Raw genomic sequence first — 17715 nt, forward strand, 5'->3', positions numbered from 1 at the left:
TTCTGAAAAGCTGCCCAAGGATGCAGCCGCGTTTTGAGGACTTCCAGCAAGCAAGGGGGCTACCCCCGGCTGCCTTGCGCGGCGGGGGGTAGGGCCAGCAGCAACCTCTGGCCAAGGTTCTTGCGTATGGCGAAAAGCATCTCTTTCACTGGCTTTTATATGTCTTCTCTTCGCGCTCTTTGGCTGCTCCCTGCTGGGCTGCTGTTGGCGGCCTGCACCGGCGGGCCCGGCACCGAAAAATCAACCGATGTGGCCACGCCGCCGCCCGTGCCCACCTCCGAGAGCGCCAAAAAGCTTGTGTCGGTGGCCACGTCCGACACCATCTGGAATGGCGTGGCGGTATCTGATAACGACCGGGTATTTGTGCTTTTCCCGCATAACGAAGGCTACCCCGGCACGCGCATCGGCGAGCTGAAAGAGGGCAAAGTAACGCCCTACCCCACCCGCGCCTGGAATGCCTGGAAAAAGGAGGGCGACCCTGCCAAACAGGCCTTTGTGCGCACCAACTCGTTGCGTTTTGGCCCCGATGGCCTGCTGTGGATAGTGGATACGGGCACGCCCAAAAGTGATGCTCCGCCCATCACCGATGGTCCCAAGCTGCTGGCGTTTGACATTGCCAAAAACCAGCTGGTCAAGACCATTGCCCTCGATAAGTTTGTGAAGCGCAAGAGTTTTGTAGACGACCTACGCTTCCACGGCGACATGATTTACGTGACCGATGCCGGCGCGCCGGGCCTCATTGTGCTCAACCAGAAAACCGGCCAGGGCCGCCGCCTGCTCGACGATGACAGCACCACCACGGCCCGCCGCCCTATGCTGGGCGAGGGCAAAAAGATGGTGAAACCCGACGGCAGCGACGTCAAGCTGCACGCCGACCAAATGGAGGTATCGCCCGATGGCAAGTATTACTATTTCCAGACGGCTGCTGGCCCCATGTACCGCGTCGAAACTCAGTACCTCGATAACCCCAGCATCTCCTCAGGCGACTTGGCCAAAAAGGTGACGTATTTTTTCAATTCGCCCACCTGCGGCGGCACCACCATTGATGCCGACGGCAATCTGTATATAAACGATGCCAATGAAAAGCGCATCCTGAAGGTGACGCCCGACGCCCAAAGCAGCGTGCTGGTGCAAGACCCGCGCCTCGTTTGGGCCGATGCCTTGTGGATAGACCACGCTGGTAACCTTTGGATACCGGTACCGCAAATGAATCGCACGGCGGGCTTTCAGAAGGGGGTAGAGACGGTGGCATTCCCGGTGCAACTGTTCAAAATGCCGATTAGCGCCCAGCCGTTTCGAGACTGAGCTGCGGCGCGTTTTTGCCGGGCATTATATCATCAAAGAACGTCATGCTGAGCGAAGTCGAAGCATCTCACGCGCGCCGTTGGATTAGTGATTAATAACCATACGGCGTGAGCGAGATGCTTCGACTTCGCTCAGCATGACGTTCTAGTAGGTAACTAGGGGTAACTAAGGTAATTAAAAGGACTAAGCCTCCAGATTCTCGCCTTTAATAGCCGCGGCCATCAGTTCTGGAAACCGGGCCGGCGTGCAGGCGAAACTGGGAATGGCTAGTGCCGCCAGCTGCTCGGCCACGCGGCGGTCGAAGCTAGGCGCACCTTCGTCGGACAGCGCCAACAGGACGATAAAGTTGACGCCGGCCGCCTTGAGTGCGGCGGCGCGCTTGAGCATTTCGCGCTCATTTCCCCCCTCGTAGAGGTCGCTGACGAGCACCAGGATAGTGTCGGTGGGCCGGGTGATGAGCTGCTGGCAATAGCTGAGGGCCAGGTTGATATCGGTGCCGCCGCCTAGTTGCACGCCGAAAAGCAAATCCACAGGGTCATGCAGCTCGGCGGTGAGGTCGGCCACAGCCGTGTCGAACACCACCATGTGGGTTTTTACCGCTTTTAGCGAAGCCAGCACCGCGCCAAATACGCCCGCGTACACGACCGAAGCGGCCATCGAGCCGCTTTGGTCAAGGCAAAGCACGATTTCCTTCAGCGCCTGCCCGCGCCGCCCGTAGCCCACCAGCCGCTCGGGAACCACGGTGCGGTAGGCCGCCTGGTAGTGCCGAAGATTGGCCCGAATGGTGGCACCCCAGTTGATTTCGTGGTAGCGAGGCCGGGGGTTGCGCACGGCGCGGCTGAGGGCGCCCTGCACGGCCTGGCGCAGCGGGTTGGCTAGTTTTTGCTCGAGCTCGCGCACCACTTTGGCCACTACTTCGCGGGCGGTAGCCTTGGCTTTGGCGGGCATCACGCGGCTGAGCGAGAGCAGCGTGGCCACGAGGTGCACATCGGCCTGTACCGTGCGCATAATTTCGGGTTCTAGCAGCAACTGGCTGAGGCCGAGGCGGTCCATCGCGTCTTGCTGCATCACGGCCACTACTTCGCTCGGGAAATACTGCCGAATATCGCCCAGCCAGCGGCTCACGCGCGGGGCCGACCCGCCGAGGCCACCCTTGCGCGGGCCATCGTAGAGGTCGGTAAGCACTTGGTCGAGCGCGCCGTAGTCGGGGGGTAGGGGCACGGTGTTGGCCGCGTCGGCGGCGGCGCCGAGCACGAGTTTCCAGCGGGGAGCGGTGGGGGTAGGCATGGCAGCAATCAGGCAAAAAAATCGCCGGGGTCGGTTTGGCCGAGGTACTTTTTGAGCTTACCCAAATCGCTAAAATACGGCAGTACCCACTCCATAAACTGCCGCACGGCGGTGGGGCTGTCGGCGTACGCTACAAAGGTGTCGTCGTCTTCCTCAAACTCCAGGTGGTCAAGCAAATCGGGCTGGTATTCTTCGATAATGGTTTCGATGTGCTCGCGCCACGACGGGCCATTTCCCCCGTAGCCGTAGTCCTCAAATACTTTGAAATAATCATCCAGCCCGCTCACCTCCGCCAAAATAATAAACTGGCGGGCTGAGTCGGTGGCCGCCTTAGCGGCGGCTACTTTAAAGGGGAACGTAGAAGTCATAGGGCAGGGTAGGCCAGCGGCCCAGTGTGGGTGGGACAGGTAAAATTACCCTAACGAATATTTTTCCAAAACGACAGTATGTTGCGCCCGTTGGTACCAATCGTTGTAAACCAGCTCTAGTGTATTGACCTCAAACGAGCCAATAAAGAGCGACTCGTATTGTTCAATTTTTTCGACTAGCAGCTTAGGCTGCAGTAGCTTGGTGCGGAAACGAATAATCGTGGCGTGCGCCGTTTGAATGCTGTAGCGCTGGTCGATGGAATGCGGCAGCCCCGACTGCCGAAAAGCCGCCCGCATGGCATCGCGGAGGTTGGCCAGGCCTGCATCCTGCGGAAAGCCCTGCATCATAATCCCACCCGGCGAAGCCGTGAGGCCCGCAAACCGAATGCGGAACGGTGGCCGGGCTTGCAAAAGGGCATGCACAATTGCCTGGTAGCGGGCGGGGTCAATCAGGGCCAGCGTAAAGCCGGGATAGCAGGAGATTATCGACAAAATGGTGAGGTGAATGTCGATAACCGGGTAGTAGTATTGGCCGGGTTCAAGAAACTGGAAGTCAGCCATGATGCCCTCAATAAGGTCGGTGATAGCAGCAGGCGGCCGGGCCAGCAGCGTGATGCCGCGGCGGCTGTCCTGCGCCGAATCAAGCAAGGGGTCGAGCGCGGCCGCGCCGCGCGCCAGCTGGGGCAGGGCCGCCTGGCGCATGGCATCATAATGGGCAGATAGGTTCATGCGAAGGACTTTAGGAAAAGGCAGCTACGCCCACTAGCTCGCGCAAAAAAGGTAGCACCTGCGCGCCGCGTTCCCAGTCAAAATCCAGGGCCCCGGCCGCGGCAGGGGGGGTAGGGGGCGCGGCCCCGGCCAGGTCCATGAGCTGGCGGCGCTCGGGCGGCGAAAACTCGGCAAACGCCCGGCGCAGCAGCGGCACCACGGCCCGAAACACGTCTTCGGGCAAGCTGCCAAGCCAGGCATCGAGCAGGTCGAACAGCTCGCGGTGGTGGATGAGCACGAGGCCCGAGCCGCGCAAAAAGCCCTCCATCCAGGCGGTGGCGTAGGCCGTGGGCTGGGCAGGCGCCAACGCCAAGCCCAGGGCCGTGGCCGTGGCGTCGGTGGTCGCCTGGTGGGTGTCGAAAAGTAGGCGAGCGGCCGCGCCCGCCAGCAGGCCGTTGCTGGCCGTGCTGCGCTGCACGGCCGCCAGGGCAGCGTACCACTCACCTTCGTGGCCAGCCTCTTGCAGCAGGCGAATGGCAGCGTGAGCAGCTTCGAGTTTATCCAGCAAGGACCGGGCGGCATCGAGGTCGAGGCCGGCGCAGGCGCCGGGCAAGCCAATGCACAGGCGCGGCACCAGCTGCTGCACCACCTGGGTAACCTGGGTGGTGTCGGTGCGGCGCACGCTGCCGTAGCGCAGCACCTGCACCAAGGGGGGTAGGGCCGCGAGCAGGTGCGTCACGTCGCGGGTGCTGGCGCCGAGGGCTTCGAGGCGGGCTACTAGCGCTGGCACGGCCGGGCCGAGGTCGGCACGCAGGGCCTCTTCGAGCAGGTGGCTCACAGCTTCGAGACTTGGGGCTTCGGCGGCGCGGGCAGTGGCGTGGGCCGCGGCCGCGGCGAGCACGGTATTGCCCCAGCGGCCCGCCTCAATAACGGCCAGCGCCATGTCGGGCGGCCAGTGCAACTCCCATTCTTCGTGGAAAGTACCGGCCTTACCCCCCGCCACCTGCTGGGGCTGGCCCCAACCGATGCCGAGCAGGCGCAGGCGGTGCAGCAGGTGGCTGCGCAGCAGGTGGGTATCCTGGCGCAGGTCGAGGGCCAGCGGCTTCGCTACGGGTTCGGGCTTGAGGCGCAGCGCTTTCTGCTGCTGGGCCAGGTCTTGCTGCAGGGGGGTAGCGGGCTGGCCGGGGGGGACTTCGCCTAGTTTTTCGCCCACCACCAGCGCGCGCTGCACCACGGCCAGGCCTTCGCTATACCCGCCGCCCAGCAGGGCCACGGCCGCTTCTTGCAGCTCGCCGATGCCCGGCAGGCTAAGCCCGCGCACGGCGGCCAGCGTGTCGGCTAGCCGCACGGCCTCGATGGCGTGGGCTGAGGAAGCATCCAAATCCTGGCTGCGCAGCAGGCGCGCGGCGCGCACCATCCACTGCGTTACCACCTGGGCGCGGGGGGTAGTAAACAGCAGTTCGTACCAGGCCGGCGAGAGCACGCCCGCCCCGTAGCCCGAGCTGAACGACAGCCGCTCGTAGGTCCAGGGTATCCAAGTGGCTTCGACGGGGGCTTTTTTCAAGCCTTTCAGGCGGGCTTTGTCCTCCTTCTTCTGGAAGTCGGGGTCGGTGAGCACCGGCGCGTGCCAGGCCCCGCACACCACCGCCACGCGGGCGTAGCCCTGGGCCAGGGTAGCGCGCAGGGTTTCGCGCATGTAGGCCTCGCGCAGCAAGGTTTCGGGGCTTTCGGGGCGGCGTAGCTCGTTGCGCAGGGCCGTCATCATATCGAGCACCACGCCGAAGGTATCGGCGTGGCCGGGCGCCTGCTCAAGGTGGGTTTCCCACCACTGCTCCGAGTCGGAGTAGCCGGCCAGGCGGGCGATGTAAGCCACGGGGTCGGCTTCGAAGTCGGGGGTAGGGGCGTCGGCAACGGTAGTTGCGGCGTCGTCGCCCGCTGCGTCAGTGTCTTGATTAGCCAGCTTATCCAGCCCAAACCGCAGGGCCATCGGCAGGTCGAAACAGCGCACGTGGGCCGCATTGGCGAAGCACCACTGCACGGCCTGCCACTCGGGCGAAAACTCGGCAAAGGGCAGAAACGACGCCTGGCCTTGCTGCTTGGGGTTATAAAGTAGCAAGGCCACGGGCGGAATTAGGGCGGGGTCGCGCAGCGTAGCCAGGGCGGCTTCGCCATCGGCGGGGCACTCAAGCAGCACGATATCGGGCCGAAACGCGTGGAGCGCGGCCACCAAGCTGGCGGCGCTGCCGGGGCCGTGGTGGCGAATTCCAAAGAGGCGGAGGTCAGAAGCAGGCATGGCAAAAGATAGGCTGCGCCGTTCATACGTAGGGGCTTGCAGGCCAGTTAGGGGCGGCAGGGGGAAGTGTATAAGTCTTAAAATTGTGCTTTTTTGATAAAATCTGTTTTCAGTTACTCAAAACGTTGAAAATAAGTGTTAAAGTGGGACAAAAAACTTATTTAAATGTCCCAAAATAAGTCAATTTTATTGCTATTATGCTAAAACCGGTCGCTTCCTAGGTTACGTAGTTCTACCTGCCTAGCTGTTGCCGTTCCTCCTTTTTTCTGCCAGTGCTTATGTTTTCAACTACTTACTCCACAGCTTTTTTACAAGTGGCCTACCGCCCCGACCTCAATCAGCTAACGGGGCGCTGGCTGGATTCTGTGACGGAAACCGAACTGCACACCGGCTACGATGCCCTGCGGCAAGCGGCGTTGCATTACCGCTGCGGCTGCTGGCTCATCGACTCGCGCCGCCGCACTAGCCGCAGCCGCAGCGGCCCCGCTTGGGTCACCGACCACTTCCTGCCCCAGGTGCAGCGCGAGTTGCGTAGTCCGCTGTGCGTCTGCTTCTTGGTGCTGCCCGACTACCTCCAGAGCCTACCCCCCAGCGCCAGCGCTAGCCGCCCCAACGCGGCCGTGGAGTTTGCCCGCTTCCTCGACGAGGGCGCGGCCAACGCTTGGCTGGCCCGGCGGCAGGTAAGCGTATAGTGCCTGGGTAGGGCGCCGGGCATCAGCCGATGTGAAAGCAGGAAAATGCTTTTTCTAAGGGCTTTTTTTGGTGGAGGCGTCGGCGCCGCTTTGTAGCTTTAGGGCCCCACCCGCCGAGTTTGCTGCCATGTCGCCCGACCCTTTCTCAACTGTCGCCCTGCACGTTACCTACCGCCCCGACCTGAGCCAGCTAACGGGGCGCTGGCTGCGCTCCGTGAATGAAGACGAGCTGCATGCTGGCTACCAGGCCCTGCGCATGGCGGCCCGGCACTACCGCTGCGCCTACTGGCTCATCGACTCGCGCCGCCGCACCAATCGCAGCCTCAATGGCCCCGAGTGGGTTGTGACGCGCTTCCTGCCCCAGGTGCAGCGCGAGCTTGGTATGCCGCTGTCCGTGAGCTTTCTAGTGCTACCCGAGTACCTGAAAAGCTTGCCGCCGTCCCTGCTCAGCGCCCCTCCCGGCAGCCCGTTGCAGTTTGGCCGCTTCCTCAACGAGGGCGACGCCGATGCCTGGCTGGCTGCGCAGCAAAGCGGGGGGTAGGGATTAGTATAATTACCAATCCAAAGCCAACTATGCAGTGGCGATGGACTTCACTCTGCCGCTGAGGCGCTAGTTGGTTGTGTAGATTTTCGTGCTCGCAATACGTCATGCGCGGCGGCACTAGTATAAGGTTGGTTAGCCGCGTGAGCTCTACGCCACTACCTCCCTGCACGCGCGGTACAAATCCTTCCAGCCTTCTCTTTCCTTCACCACGGTTTCGAGGTATTCGAGCCAGGCCACGCGGTCGGGGGTAGGGTCTTTGATGACGGCGCCGGTGAGGCCGGCAGCCAGGTCGGCGGCGCGCAGGGTACCGTCGCCGAAGTACGCGGCCAGGGCCAAGCCGCTGTTCATCACCGAGATGGCTTCGCCGGTGCTGAGGGTGCCGCCGGGGCTTTTGAGTTTGGTTTTGCCGTTGTCGGTCACGCCCTGGCGCAGCTCCCGAAACACGGTCACGAGGCGCTGGATTTGCTCCAGGGCGGGGGCTTCGGCCGGAATTTGCAGCGCCTTGCCCTGCTTCTCGACGCGGGTTTGCACAATTTGAACTTCTTCGGCCAGCGTGGCGGGCAGGGGCAGCACCACGGCATTGAAGCGGCGGCGCAGGGCGCTGCTTAGCTCGTTCACGCCACGGTCGCGGTCGTTGGCGGTGGCTATCACGTTGAAGCCCCGGGCGGCAGCGATTTCGGTGTTTAGCTCCGGAATGGGTAACACCTTCTCCGAGAGCATAGTAATGAGCGTGTCCTGCACGTCGCTGGGAATCCGCGTCAGCTCCTCGATGCGCACGAGCTGGCCTTGCGCCATGCCCTGGTAGAGGGGGCTGGGCACGAGCGCGCCCAGCGACGGGCCCTCGGCCAGCAGGCGGGCATAGTTCCAGGAGTAGCGCAGCGAGTCTTCGGCCGTGCCCGCCGTGCCCTGCACCAGCAGGTTAGAATGCCCGCTGATGGCGGCGGTGAGGTGCTCGCTCACCCAGCTTTTGGCCGTGCCGGGCACGCCGAGCAGCAGCAGGGCGCGGTCGGTGGCCAGGGTTGCCACCGCGATTTCCATCAAGCGCCGCTGGCCGATGTACTTGGGCTCAATTTCAAAGCCGTTGTCGAGCTTGCCGCCCAGCAGGTACGTCACCACCGCCCACGGCGAGAGCTGCCAGTTGGTAGGGCGTGGGCGGTCGTCGAGGCGGCGCAGTTCGGCCAACTCTTCGGCGTAGGCAACTTCAACGTGGGGGCGTAGGAGGTCCATTCTGGTTTAAATAGGAAGTGCAAGTATAGGAATTGTGAATTTTACGGCTCGGAAAAATTCAGTTATTGAGCTTATCTGGGGGCCGCTTGCCAAGCCTGATATACAAGGGTAGGGGTAGGCATTAAGTAAGCAGGCTAGCCTGCTTACTTAATGCCTTACTCTCGCAACGACGCTAGCAGTTCGGCCTGAAAGCGCAGGTTATCAACGAACAGCTGCAAGGGGCTGCGGAACAGTTCGTGCGGCTGCTCAATGGCTTCGACGTGTTGCAGGGCCCAGGGTATATCGGCGGCAGCAAGGCGCGGGGCCACCGTTTGGGGCAGCACCCAGGCCAGGTCGCGCAAGGCCACCGGCACGTTGTGGTACGCATCGGGCACGGCCGTATGCGCCAGCGTGCGGCTGATGACCTCCACCACGGCCACGCTCAGGGCGCGCGGCCAGGGCCCGGGCACGTAGCCGAGGTCGGCCGGCCAGTCGGGGGCCTGTTGGCGCACGCGTTGCAGCAGCGGCTCCAGCACCAGCGCCTGGCGGGTGGCGGTGGGCAGTAACTCGACTAGGGCCACCCAGTTTATAGCATGTACGCAGCGCGCCTGGTGCAAGGCTGGGCGCTGCCGCAGCCACAGTTGCACGAAGGCGGCCGCAAAATCGGCGTCGCGGTGCAGCAGGGTGCTGTGCGCCCAGGCTGGCAGCAGCGGCACGGCCCAGTCGGTGGCCAGGGCCGCGGCCAGCAGTTCGGCCGGCGCCAGGCCCAGGTGCTGGCACCAGCGGCTGGGCGGCAGCAGGGCCAGTAGGTTGCCCAGGCGCGCGGCCGTCGGCCCCCCGCCCCCCGCCAGCTCGGCGTAGGCAAAGCGGCTGTTTTTTTCCTCAATGCCATCGGCCAGCCAGGTTTTGTCCCAGGCGGGGGGTAGGGCCACGGCCAGGCTGGCTTTACCCAAGCCCAGCAAGCCACGCTTGGCTTGCAGAAGCGGCGCGGCCCGCGCCCACAGCCGCTCGGTGAGGGCCGCGCCGGGCAGGCGCACCAGCAACTCGGCTGCCTGGCGGCGCACTTCCTGCCCCCGCGATTTTAACAGCCCTTCCAGGGTGGGCTCGGCGGTGGGGTGCAGGTGCTCAGCCAGTAGCTCCAGCAGCGCCTCCTGCACCTTGGCGGGTTCGGTGGGCAGGGCGGCCAGCAGCAGGGCGCGGGCCGCTTCGGCTTCGTGCGCAAAGCGCTGGCGCAGCCAAGCTAGGCGCTCGGTTAGCGAGCCGGTTTCCCAGGGGCCAAGGTCGGTGGGGTCGGCGCTGGCAGGGGGGGAGGCGACTACCAGGTGGGCCCACTCGCTGTTTTGGGCCGCTAGCCAGTGGCCCCGTGTGCCCAGCACGGGGGCCAGCACCGCGCGGGTTTCGGCCGAGCGGGTGGCGTAGTGCAGCAGCGGCACCAGCAGGGTATCGGGCACCCGGCGCCCAGCGGCAGCCACGCGCACCAAATAAGCCGGCAAGCTATCCAGGTGCAGCGAGCTGACTACCATGCGTTGCAAGCACGCATAGCCGAGCGGCCCCAGCGCGGGCAGATGCTCGGCCGGGGCGGGCGGCGGGGCCGGGTGCGGCGGGAGGGCTGGCACGTAGCCTGCTTTTTGCAGGAGCGCCAGTGCCCCCGCGGCCAGTAGTAAGTGCTGCTCGCGGCTGGGCGCCGTGGCCGCATCGGCGGTGGGCACGAAGCCGGGCACGGCGGGCACGGCCACGGAGTTTTGGCGGGTGCCGAGCAGGGCCAGGCGCAGCAACTGGGGCCACTGGGGCACTGCCTGCTCGGGGAGAACTGGGGTAGGGCTCATGCGGCGGGCGGGTTATGGGCGCCGGAGTGGCTCTCGGCCCAGCTGCCAAGCAGGCGAAAGGTGTGGCCATTCCACTCGCCAAACACGGTGAGGGGCTGGCCTCCGCTGCGGGCCAGCAGCTGCCAGCCCGCCTCCTCGTTTGGCAGGCGCAGGGGGAGGGCCTGGGGCTCGGTGGCGTGGTGCAGCAGCCAGGTGCCGTCGGGCAGGGGGGTAGGGAGGGCCTCGGTGAGGGTGACGGGCCACTCGCGCAGCCACGGGTGGCGGGCCAGCGCGCCAGCATAGCCGTGCAGCAATTCGCCAAAACCAAGGCCCGCCGGGGCCGCAGCGGGGTTGGCGCGGCCGGCGTAGGCCAGGGCCACCGGGGCCACGCGCAAGGCGAGCAGGCCGGGGTAAAAGGCCAGCTCGCCCGCGTAGCGCCCACCGGGTACTAGCGGGGTAGCAAAGGCCTGCCCGCCAAACGAATACTCTAGCACCAGCGCGTAGCGGGCGCTGTGCTGGCCGCGTAGCCAGGTGCGGCGGGCCGTGAGGCGGTTTTCATCCCAACTAAACTGGCCTAGCACCACCCAGGTATCGGCTAGTATTTCGGTGGCGGGGTCGGCCAGCAGGTCGTCTTTTTTGAGCGTGAGGCCTACCTGCTGGTTTATTTCGGCGCGGGCGGCGGGGCCCAGGGCTGCCCGGTTTTGGAAGGCGCGCAGCAGCAGGTATACCTCGCCCAACCGGGCTAGCAGGCGCTGGTGCCAGCCGGCGCCGGCAGTGGGGTAGGCGGCTAGTTCGCGCAGGGCGGCAGCCAGGCCGGGCAATTGATTATCGACCAGGCGGGCGGCCTGGCTTTCCCAAAAAGCGAGCGGCCTTTTTTCTAGTTCGGCCAGGCCGGCGCTCATCAGGTCGAGCAGCCAGGTTTCTAGCTCCTGGGCACCAGCCTGCATACGGGCTTCGCGCTTTTGCTGCGCTGCGCTGGGGGCCGCCGGGGTGGGGGCAGGCGCTGCGCTACCCAGCGCCAAAGCAGTAGGGGTAGGGGCCGTGGGAGCCGGCGGAGCGCCGGCTTTAGCAGCTGGCCCGGCGCCTTTAACTTGGCGCTTTTCGAGCCACTCGGCCAGCCAGGCGGGGGGCGCGCCAGCGGGTGCCAGCGCGGGCTGGCGCGCCAGCAGCAGCAGCAACCCCGCCCCGTGCTTGCACGGAAACACCCGGCTGGGGCACGAGCACTTGAAGGCGGGCTCGGTGAGGTCGATGCCGGTGCGGTAAGGCTGGCTGCCGCTGCCCGCGCACTCGCCCCAGGCGGCGGTGGCCGTGCGGCCCAGGGCCGCCCACTTGGCAGGCGCGGCCAGCTCGCGGCCCCGTTTCAGGGTGCCGGGGTCGGTAACGAGGGCAGTGGCTTGTTCTTCGCTAAAAGCAATCATACGCGGCGGGGGCCGGGCGGTGGTTTGGCGGCCCAAGGTAGGGCCCAACGGCCGAGCTGCCCTAGCGTTTTCGCCGCCAAAAAAACAGGCCTACGCAGGCCACGGCCAGGGCCGCCAGGGCAATGTCGCGGCCGGTGCGGCCTTGCTGAGCTTCTTGCAGCTCGGCGGCCAGGCCGCGCTGCTTTTCGGCGGCTTGGCGCAGGCGTTCCTGCTGGTTTTGCAGCTCATTTTGCAGCTCGCCGAGGCGTTGGGAAGTGAGGTTGCGGTCGTCGCGGCCGGTGTTTTGCAGGGTGCTGGCCGTGGTTTGGGCGCGCTGGGTAGTCTGGTTAAGTACGGCCACTATCTGCTCGTCCTTGTTCACGATGCCTTGCAGGGCATCCACCACATCCTGCAAGTCCTTCTTAGATGGCTTGTTGCTGAGCCCAAACAGGCTGTGGCGCTGGGCGCTGGCGGCGGCGTACTGCTGCGTCAGCTCCCGGCGCTCGGCCAGCAGGCGGGGTAGGGGCGAGTCGGGCGCGGCCGGTAGATTTTGGGCAAAGGCGGCGGGCCCGAGCAGGGCGAGCAGCAGCAGAGAAGGACGACGGAGAAAAAACATTGCCGCAAAGTTTGCGAAAAAGTTAGGCTCTGCGGCGCTATGTGCGTCTAGGTAGAGGGCCAGCGCGTTTGGCCGAATACAGAGGAGGTTGGGCGTGCCCCACTTTCTAGAGGGTAGGCGGGTAGTTTACGAACCCTGCCTGCCTAAAGAAAACCCCAGCTTAGTTGCTACCGTTCAGTTGCCTTCACCTATGGTATAGGTCTAGCAATCGGGGTTATGAAAAAGGAGGATATTGTATTTAGCGACTGGCATCGCTGGGTGTTTGGCACGGCCCCGCCGTCGTTTACGGGCGAGGTAGCCATTCGCGCCCTGCTCATTTTTATTGTGATGTTGATTATCGTGCGCCTATTGGGCCGGCGCATGAAGGGCCAGATGTCGGTGAGCGAGCTGGCCGTGGTGCTGATGCTGGGAGCCATTATTGCGGGGCCCATGCAGATTCCGACGGCCGGGCTGCTGCCGAGCGTGGTGGTGCTAGTAGCGGTGCTGGCCATGCACCGCCTCAGCAACTGGCTGGCCTTTAAGTACCGCCCCGTAGAGCTAGCGCAGCAAGGCGACTTGGCCCTGCTACTACGCGACGGCTGCCTAGACCTGGCTGCCCTGCAACGGCAAGCCCTGTCGCAGGAACAGCTGTTTGGCCAGCTGCGCAACCAAAACATTGCACAACTGGGCGAACTGCGCCGGGTGTATTTCGAGGCTAATGGCCACCTTAGCCTGTACAAGCTGCCCGAGCCGCAGCCCGGCCTAAGCGTGCGCCCCCGCGCCGACACCCTACCCGCCACCACGGGCCCCGCCCAGGGGGTGAAGGTGTGCGCGAACTGCGGCCATGTGCCCGCCGCTGCCGACCACGCCGGCCACAACTGCCTGCGTTGCAGCGCCCAGGACTGGGTGCCCGCCACGTTGTAAGCGCTCGCCCTTTCGTGCTGAAAACCAGCGGCCTGCCGGCTTGCTGGTAATTCAGTGCGTGTAGGGGCAACGCTGCGTTGGTTGCTATAAGAGTCTGTTTAATTTTTGATAAAAAATCTTTAGGCCATCCCGCTGAGCTTGCCGAAGTAGGATGGTTTTTCTAAACACGCGCTAAGTTTTAGTCCGAATTTTATGCCTCCTCCCCCCCCTCCTCATATTACCGACTACCTGCGCATTTTAATGGGCGATGTGCCCTGGAGCTTTTTGCTAGAGACGGCTATCCGCCTAGCGCTCATGTACCTGGTGCTGCTAATCGGCCTGCGCCTGATGGGCAAGCGCATGGCCGGGCAAATCAGCCGCACCGAGCTGGCGGGCTTGGTTTCGTTGGCCGTGAGCATTGGCATCCCCTTACTGTCGGCCGACCGCGGGCTGCTGGCGCCGGTTGTTATTGCCGCGGTGGTGGTACTGGGCCATCGCCTCGTAACGCATTGGGCCGCCCGCCGCCCCACTGCCGAGCACCTCCTCCAAGGCAACCTGGTGAATGTAGTGACTGATGGCGTGCTGCAACTACCCGTGATGGAGCAGGTGGTACTCTCGCAAGAGCGGTTATTCGCCCAGCTGCGGGGCGAAAGCCTGGAGCATCTGGGTCAAGTCCGCCGCCTTTACATGGAAGCAAATGGCACCTTCAGCCTGGTCGAAGCCGAAGAGCCCCAGCCGGGCCTGTCGCTGATTCCGGGTTGGGACAAAGGCTTTCGGAAAGAGCAACCCGCCGTGCCCGGCAAGTTTGCCTGCCTCAAGTGTGGGCAGGTAGCCGATGCTCCGCAGGCGCCTCCTACCCCCTGCCCGTGCTGCGGCGCCCACCAGTGGGAGCCAGCCGTAAACGCCATTAAACCAGCCGAAAAGAAAGAAAGTTAGGCCAGCGCCCTCCTTGCTGAGGCTGCGGCCCTAAGCCTGCCCAACGGTGGGGCTTAGCCGCCGCAAACGGCCTGCGTTTGTTAGGCCATTGGTAACCTGCTGCTTACTTAACGAGTACGTACGTAAACTCGGCCTGAAAACCGAGTTTTGCCCGTGGTTAGCGCCTGGCTACATGCCTAGCTAACCCGTCGAACGTAAGCTTACTTGGATGATTAAAACAGCGACTGTAGAGATTTGGGGTGGGGTAGAGTGCACCTGCCGCCGCATTGAGGATGCTTACTCGGACCAGCTGGTTCGCAATGGCCACCGCGACCGGCTCGACGACCTCGACCGCTTTGCCGAATTGGGCCTGCGCACCCTACGCTACCCCATTCTTTGGGAAACCGTGGCCCCCGACAGCCTCGACGACCCGCACTGGGAGTGGCCCGATGAACGCCTAGGCTACCTGCAAACACTGGGCATCGAGCCCATTGTGGGCCTAGTGCACCACGGTAGCGGCCCGCGCTACACCGCCCTCGACCAGCCCACTTTTGCCCCCGGCTTGGCCCGCTATGCCCGCATGGTGGCCGAGCGCTACCCCTGGGTAAAGTACTACACCCCCGTGAACGAGCCCCTGACCACGGCCCGCTTCAGCGGCCTCTACGGCATCTGGTATCCGCACGGGCGCGACGACCGCACGTTTGTGCGCATCTTAATTAACGAATTGGAAGCCACGCGGTTGGCTATGCTCGCTATTCGCGAAGTCAATCCCGCCGCCCAGCTGGTTCAGACCGAGGACTTGGGCCAAGCCCACGGCACCCCCGAACTAGCCGCGCAAGTAGAGTTTGAAAATCATCGACGGTGGCTGACTTTCGACATCTTGTGTGGCCGGCTCACGCCAGCCCACCCGCTCTGGGATTACCTACGCAGCAACGGCATTGAAGCAGCCGAATTGCAGGCGTTTATCGACCAGCCCCTACCCCCCGAGGTGCTGGGCATCAACCACTACGTCACCAGCGAGCGTTACCTCGACGAGCGCCTGGCGCTCTACCCCGGCCAGCCGGCCATCAGTGGCCGTCACCACTCGGCCTACGTCGATTTGGAGGTGTTGCGCGTGGCCTGCGCCGAGCCCGTCGGGCTTGAATCTTTACTGCGTGAAACCTGGGAGCGCTACCAGCTGCCGCTGGCCATCACGGAGTCGCACCTGGGCTGCACCCGCGAAGAGCAGCTGCGCTGGCTGCACCAAACCTGGCAGGTGGCCAACCGCTTGCAGGCCAGTGGGGTAGGCCTGCGCGCCCTCACCGTGTGGGCCTTGCTGGGCACCTTCGACTGGGACAATCTGCTCACCAGCGACGGGGCTTCTTACGAGCCCGGCGTGTTTGATGTGCGCGGCGGCCTGCCCCGCCCCACGGCTCTGCACGCCATGGTGCAAAGCCTCATTCGCGAGGGCCAGTACACCCATCCGGTGCTGGCCGGGCTGGGTTGGTGGCAACGCGACGTGCGGTTTTATTGGCTCACGGAGGCCGCCTGAGGGGTAGCGCGCGCGGCTGCCAAAGCTGCGCGCTGAGCCTACTCATTCCCCAATACTCTTGCTATAAGTAACGATTTATGTCTATTACCCAACCCATTATCATCACGGGGGCTACCGGCACGCTGGGCCAGGCTTTCCGGCGGGTATGCCGCATTCGGGGCCTGCACGCCGTCACGCTCGACCGGGCTGCGCTTGATATCACCGAGGCCAGCTCCATCGAAAAAGCCTTGGACCACTACCAGCCCTGGGCCGTGGTAAACGCCGCCGGCTACGTGCGCGTGGATGAAGCCGAAACCGACTACGCCCGCTGCTACCGCGAAAACACTACCGGCCCGCAGCTGCTAGCCGCGGCCTGCGCGGCCCAAGGCCGGCAGCTGCTCACGTTCTCGTCCGACTTAGTATTTGACGGTCAGCAGGCTACGCCTTACTGCGAAAGCGATGCTGCTCGCCCGCTCAACGTGTATGGCCGCAGCAAGCTGCTAGCCGAGCAGGCCGTGCTGGCCCGGCTACCCACGGCGTTGGTTGTGCGCACCAGCGCATTTTTCAGCGCCTGGGACGAGCACAATTTTGTGCACCACGCGCTTACGGCGGCCCGGCAGGGCGAAGAATTTGCAGCGGCCGACGACCTGTTCATTTCGCCCACCTACGTGCCCGACCTCGTCAATACCGCCCTCGACCTGCTGCTCGACGGCGCCCACGGCTGCTGGCACCTCGCCAACCAAGGCACCTACTCCTGGGCCGAGCTGGCCCGGCAGGCCTTGCAAATCGCCGGCCTCGACGAAAGCTGCCTAGTGCCGCGCCCCGCCGCTACGTTTGGCTGGGCCGCTCGGCGCCCGCGCTACAGCGTGCTGGGCACCGAGCGCGGCCCGCTGCTGCCCAGCGTCGAAAGCGGCCTGCACCGCCACCTCGAAGATGAGCGCCTGCTAAGCTCGGCCAACCCTCCGGCCATTTTGGTGGGGTAGGGCTAGTGCCCGCTGGTAGTAGCTGCAAAACTCACGGCGTTCGACGTAACTCATACGTCACTTCATCAGGAGTTGCATCGGCAATTTTTACAAAATGCAGGCGCGTTAACAGCTGGATGGTCTTCACGTTTTGGCGGGTAGTGTGGGCCAGTATTTTCTGCAGCCCCATCGTATTAAATCCAAAGTCGATGGCCGCTTTTAGTGCCGCCGTCATGTAGCCGCGCCCCCAGCATGCGGGTTTCAATACAAAGCCCAGTTCGCCGGTATCTTCCTCGAAGCCACGGTAATAGCCACACGTGCCAACCAGCGCCTGAGTAGCCACATCGGCAATGCCCCAGTGAACTGTTGTGCCGGTTTGGTAGTCGTGGGTTATGCTGGCTTGCATGCGCGCCGCTTCCTGTGTAGTAGTTGCTGGCTGGGCATTATAGTAAGAAATATCAACGATGTGCTCAAGGTCTGCGGCAACTAGTTGCCTTAGCTTAATCGCCGGGTTTGAAATTTCTGGAAACGTTTTATAAGGCGGCAAATACATAAAAAGAGGGATAGAGGATTTTAAAATACTGCGTTAATCAGCTGGTTGGTGCCAGTATCTTTTTTCAATAGTCCGCACGTTTGCCGCGTGTTTAAGCGTCGCCAAGTAAGGCGCCAACAGTAGCAATTCACCGTCGAGCTGCTCGCCAGTGTAAGGCTTGATATAGATAGCATTGCCGTAGTTATGCAGCACTTTGGCGGGCGTATCGTCCACAATGAGCACCTGCTCGAGCCGAAAACCCTGCCGCCGCACTTTTTTGAGGCGTTTGGCAAACTCGTATTTACTGGAATAATCAAGGTTGAAGAAGCCTTTCTCGTCTATTTCCGGCTGCAAGAATGGCGTGCAGCGGCTGCGGCCCCATACAAATTCCAGGGCTATTTCCGGTGGAAAGATGTGTTGGACTATTGCACGTACGTAGTCGTCGCTGGCCGATGACCATACCGCCAACTTAAAGTGCCGAGCGCATTCCTGCAAAAAGCTGGCAAGGCCGGGGCGTTTATAAACGAAGTAGTGATAAACTTGAAAATCATAGTTATCCCGGAGTTTTTGCGGCGTGGCATGAATCAAGGTTTCATCCAGGTCCAGAATCAGTAGTAGCTCCTTGCTCATAGCCGGTTAAGTGGCGTTGGCCTTTCGCAAATAAGGAAATGCGGTAACGGTCGATGCGTGCTA

The 17715-nt window shown here is 63.4% G+C and carries 17 protein-coding genes; 7 read left to right on the forward strand and 10 right to left on the reverse strand.

The window, feature by feature from the left end; genetic code table 11:
* Positions 1-159: 159 nt before the first annotated feature.
* Positions 160-1305, forward strand: coding sequence for an L-dopachrome tautomerase-related protein (locus GO988_RS04715; protein ID WP_157562344.1), 1146 nt, complete (start codon positions 160-162; stop codon positions 1303-1305).
* Positions 1306-1488: 183 nt separating this feature from the next.
* Here the strand turns inward: GO988_RS04715 and GO988_RS04720 are convergent, their stop codons facing one another.
* From GO988_RS04720 to GO988_RS04735, 4 genes are read right to left on the reverse strand one after another with little or no spacing between them, the layout of a single operon-like run.
* Complete coding sequence (locus GO988_RS04720; protein ID WP_157562345.1) at positions 1489-2592, reverse strand: VWA domain-containing protein; 1104 nt, start codon at positions 2590-2592, stop codon at positions 1489-1491.
* 8 nt (positions 2593-2600) lie between these two features.
* A complete protein-coding gene (locus GO988_RS04725) occupies positions 2601-2960 on the reverse strand; it encodes an Imm51 family immunity protein (protein ID WP_157562346.1) in 360 nt (119 codons plus the stop codon).
* A gap of 45 nt (positions 2961-3005) precedes the next feature.
* Complete coding sequence (locus tag GO988_RS04730; protein ID WP_157562347.1) at positions 3006-3689, reverse strand: 2'-5' RNA ligase family protein; 684 nt, start codon at positions 3687-3689, stop codon at positions 3006-3008.
* A gap of 10 nt (positions 3690-3699) precedes the next feature.
* Positions 3700-5961 (reverse strand): DUF5682 family protein, encoded by a 2262-nt coding sequence (locus tag GO988_RS04735; RefSeq protein ID WP_157562348.1) that lies wholly within the window; start codon positions 5959-5961, stop codon positions 3700-3702.
* Positions 5962-6239: 278 nt separating this feature from the next.
* On the opposite strand from GO988_RS04735, the gene GO988_RS04740 reads away from it, so the two are divergent.
* Positions 6240-6653, forward strand: a complete 414-nt coding sequence (locus tag GO988_RS04740) for a hypothetical protein (protein WP_157562349.1) — start codon at positions 6240-6242, stop codon at positions 6651-6653.
* Between the two features lie 127 nt (positions 6654-6780).
* A complete protein-coding gene (locus GO988_RS04745; protein WP_157562350.1) occupies positions 6781-7194 on the forward strand; it encodes a hypothetical protein in 414 nt (137 codons plus the stop codon).
* A gap of 150 nt (positions 7195-7344) precedes the next feature.
* On the opposite strand, the gene GO988_RS04750 is transcribed toward GO988_RS04745, so the two are convergent.
* The 4 genes from GO988_RS04750 to GO988_RS04765 form a co-directional block, all read right to left on the reverse strand.
* Entirely contained in the window at positions 7345-8424 is a 1080-nt protein-coding gene (locus tag GO988_RS04750) for an ATP-binding protein (protein ID WP_157562351.1), read from the reverse strand.
* 155 nt (positions 8425-8579) lie between these two features.
* Complete coding sequence (locus tag GO988_RS04755; protein WP_157562352.1) at positions 8580-10229, reverse strand: DUF5691 domain-containing protein; 1650 nt, start codon at positions 10227-10229, stop codon at positions 8580-8582.
* Positions 10226-11626, reverse strand: a complete 1401-nt coding sequence (locus tag GO988_RS04760) for an SWIM zinc finger family protein (protein WP_157562353.1) — start codon at positions 11624-11626, stop codon at positions 10226-10228. Before GO988_RS04760 ends, GO988_RS04755 begins: the two co-directional genes overlap by 4 nt.
* A gap of 61 nt (positions 11627-11687) precedes the next feature.
* On the reverse strand, positions 11688-12221 hold the full coding sequence (locus GO988_RS04765; RefSeq protein WP_157562354.1) for a hypothetical protein: 534 nt from the start codon (positions 12219-12221) through the stop codon (positions 11688-11690).
* A 216-nt stretch (positions 12222-12437) separates the two neighbouring features.
* Between GO988_RS04765 and GO988_RS04770 the strand changes: the two genes are divergently transcribed.
* The 4 genes from GO988_RS04770 (at position 12438) to rfbD (ending at position 16511) form a co-directional block, all read left to right on the forward strand.
* A complete protein-coding gene (locus GO988_RS04770) occupies positions 12438-13124 on the forward strand; it encodes a DUF421 domain-containing protein (RefSeq protein ID WP_157562355.1) in 687 nt (228 codons plus the stop codon).
* A 192-nt stretch (positions 13125-13316) separates the two neighbouring features.
* Complete coding sequence (locus tag GO988_RS04775; protein ID WP_157562356.1) at positions 13317-14039, forward strand: YetF domain-containing protein; 723 nt, start codon at positions 13317-13319, stop codon at positions 14037-14039.
* Between the two features lie 208 nt (positions 14040-14247).
* Positions 14248-15549, forward strand: a complete 1302-nt coding sequence (locus tag GO988_RS04780; protein ID WP_157562357.1) for a family 1 glycosylhydrolase — start codon at positions 14248-14250, stop codon at positions 15547-15549.
* A gap of 77 nt (positions 15550-15626) precedes the next feature.
* Positions 15627-16511 (forward strand): dTDP-4-dehydrorhamnose reductase, encoded by an 885-nt coding sequence (rfbD, locus tag GO988_RS04785; RefSeq protein WP_157562358.1) that lies wholly within the window; start codon positions 15627-15629, stop codon positions 16509-16511.
* A 31-nt stretch (positions 16512-16542) separates the two neighbouring features.
* Here the strand turns inward: rfbD and GO988_RS04790 are convergent, their stop codons facing one another.
* The gene (locus GO988_RS04790) at positions 16543-17043 is read right to left on the reverse strand and encodes a GNAT family N-acetyltransferase (protein ID WP_157562359.1); all 501 of its coding nucleotides are present in this window, start codon (positions 17041-17043) and stop codon (positions 16543-16545) included.
* Between the two features lie 33 nt (positions 17044-17076).
* On the reverse strand, positions 17077-17652 hold the full coding sequence (locus tag GO988_RS04795; RefSeq protein ID WP_157562360.1) for an HAD family hydrolase: 576 nt from the start codon (positions 17650-17652) through the stop codon (positions 17077-17079).
* Positions 17653-17715: the final 63 nt, after the last annotated feature.

The organism is Hymenobacter ginkgonis, from assembly GCF_009755225.1.
Lineage (GTDB): Bacteria > Bacteroidota > Bacteroidia > Cytophagales > Hymenobacteraceae > Hymenobacter > Hymenobacter ginkgonis.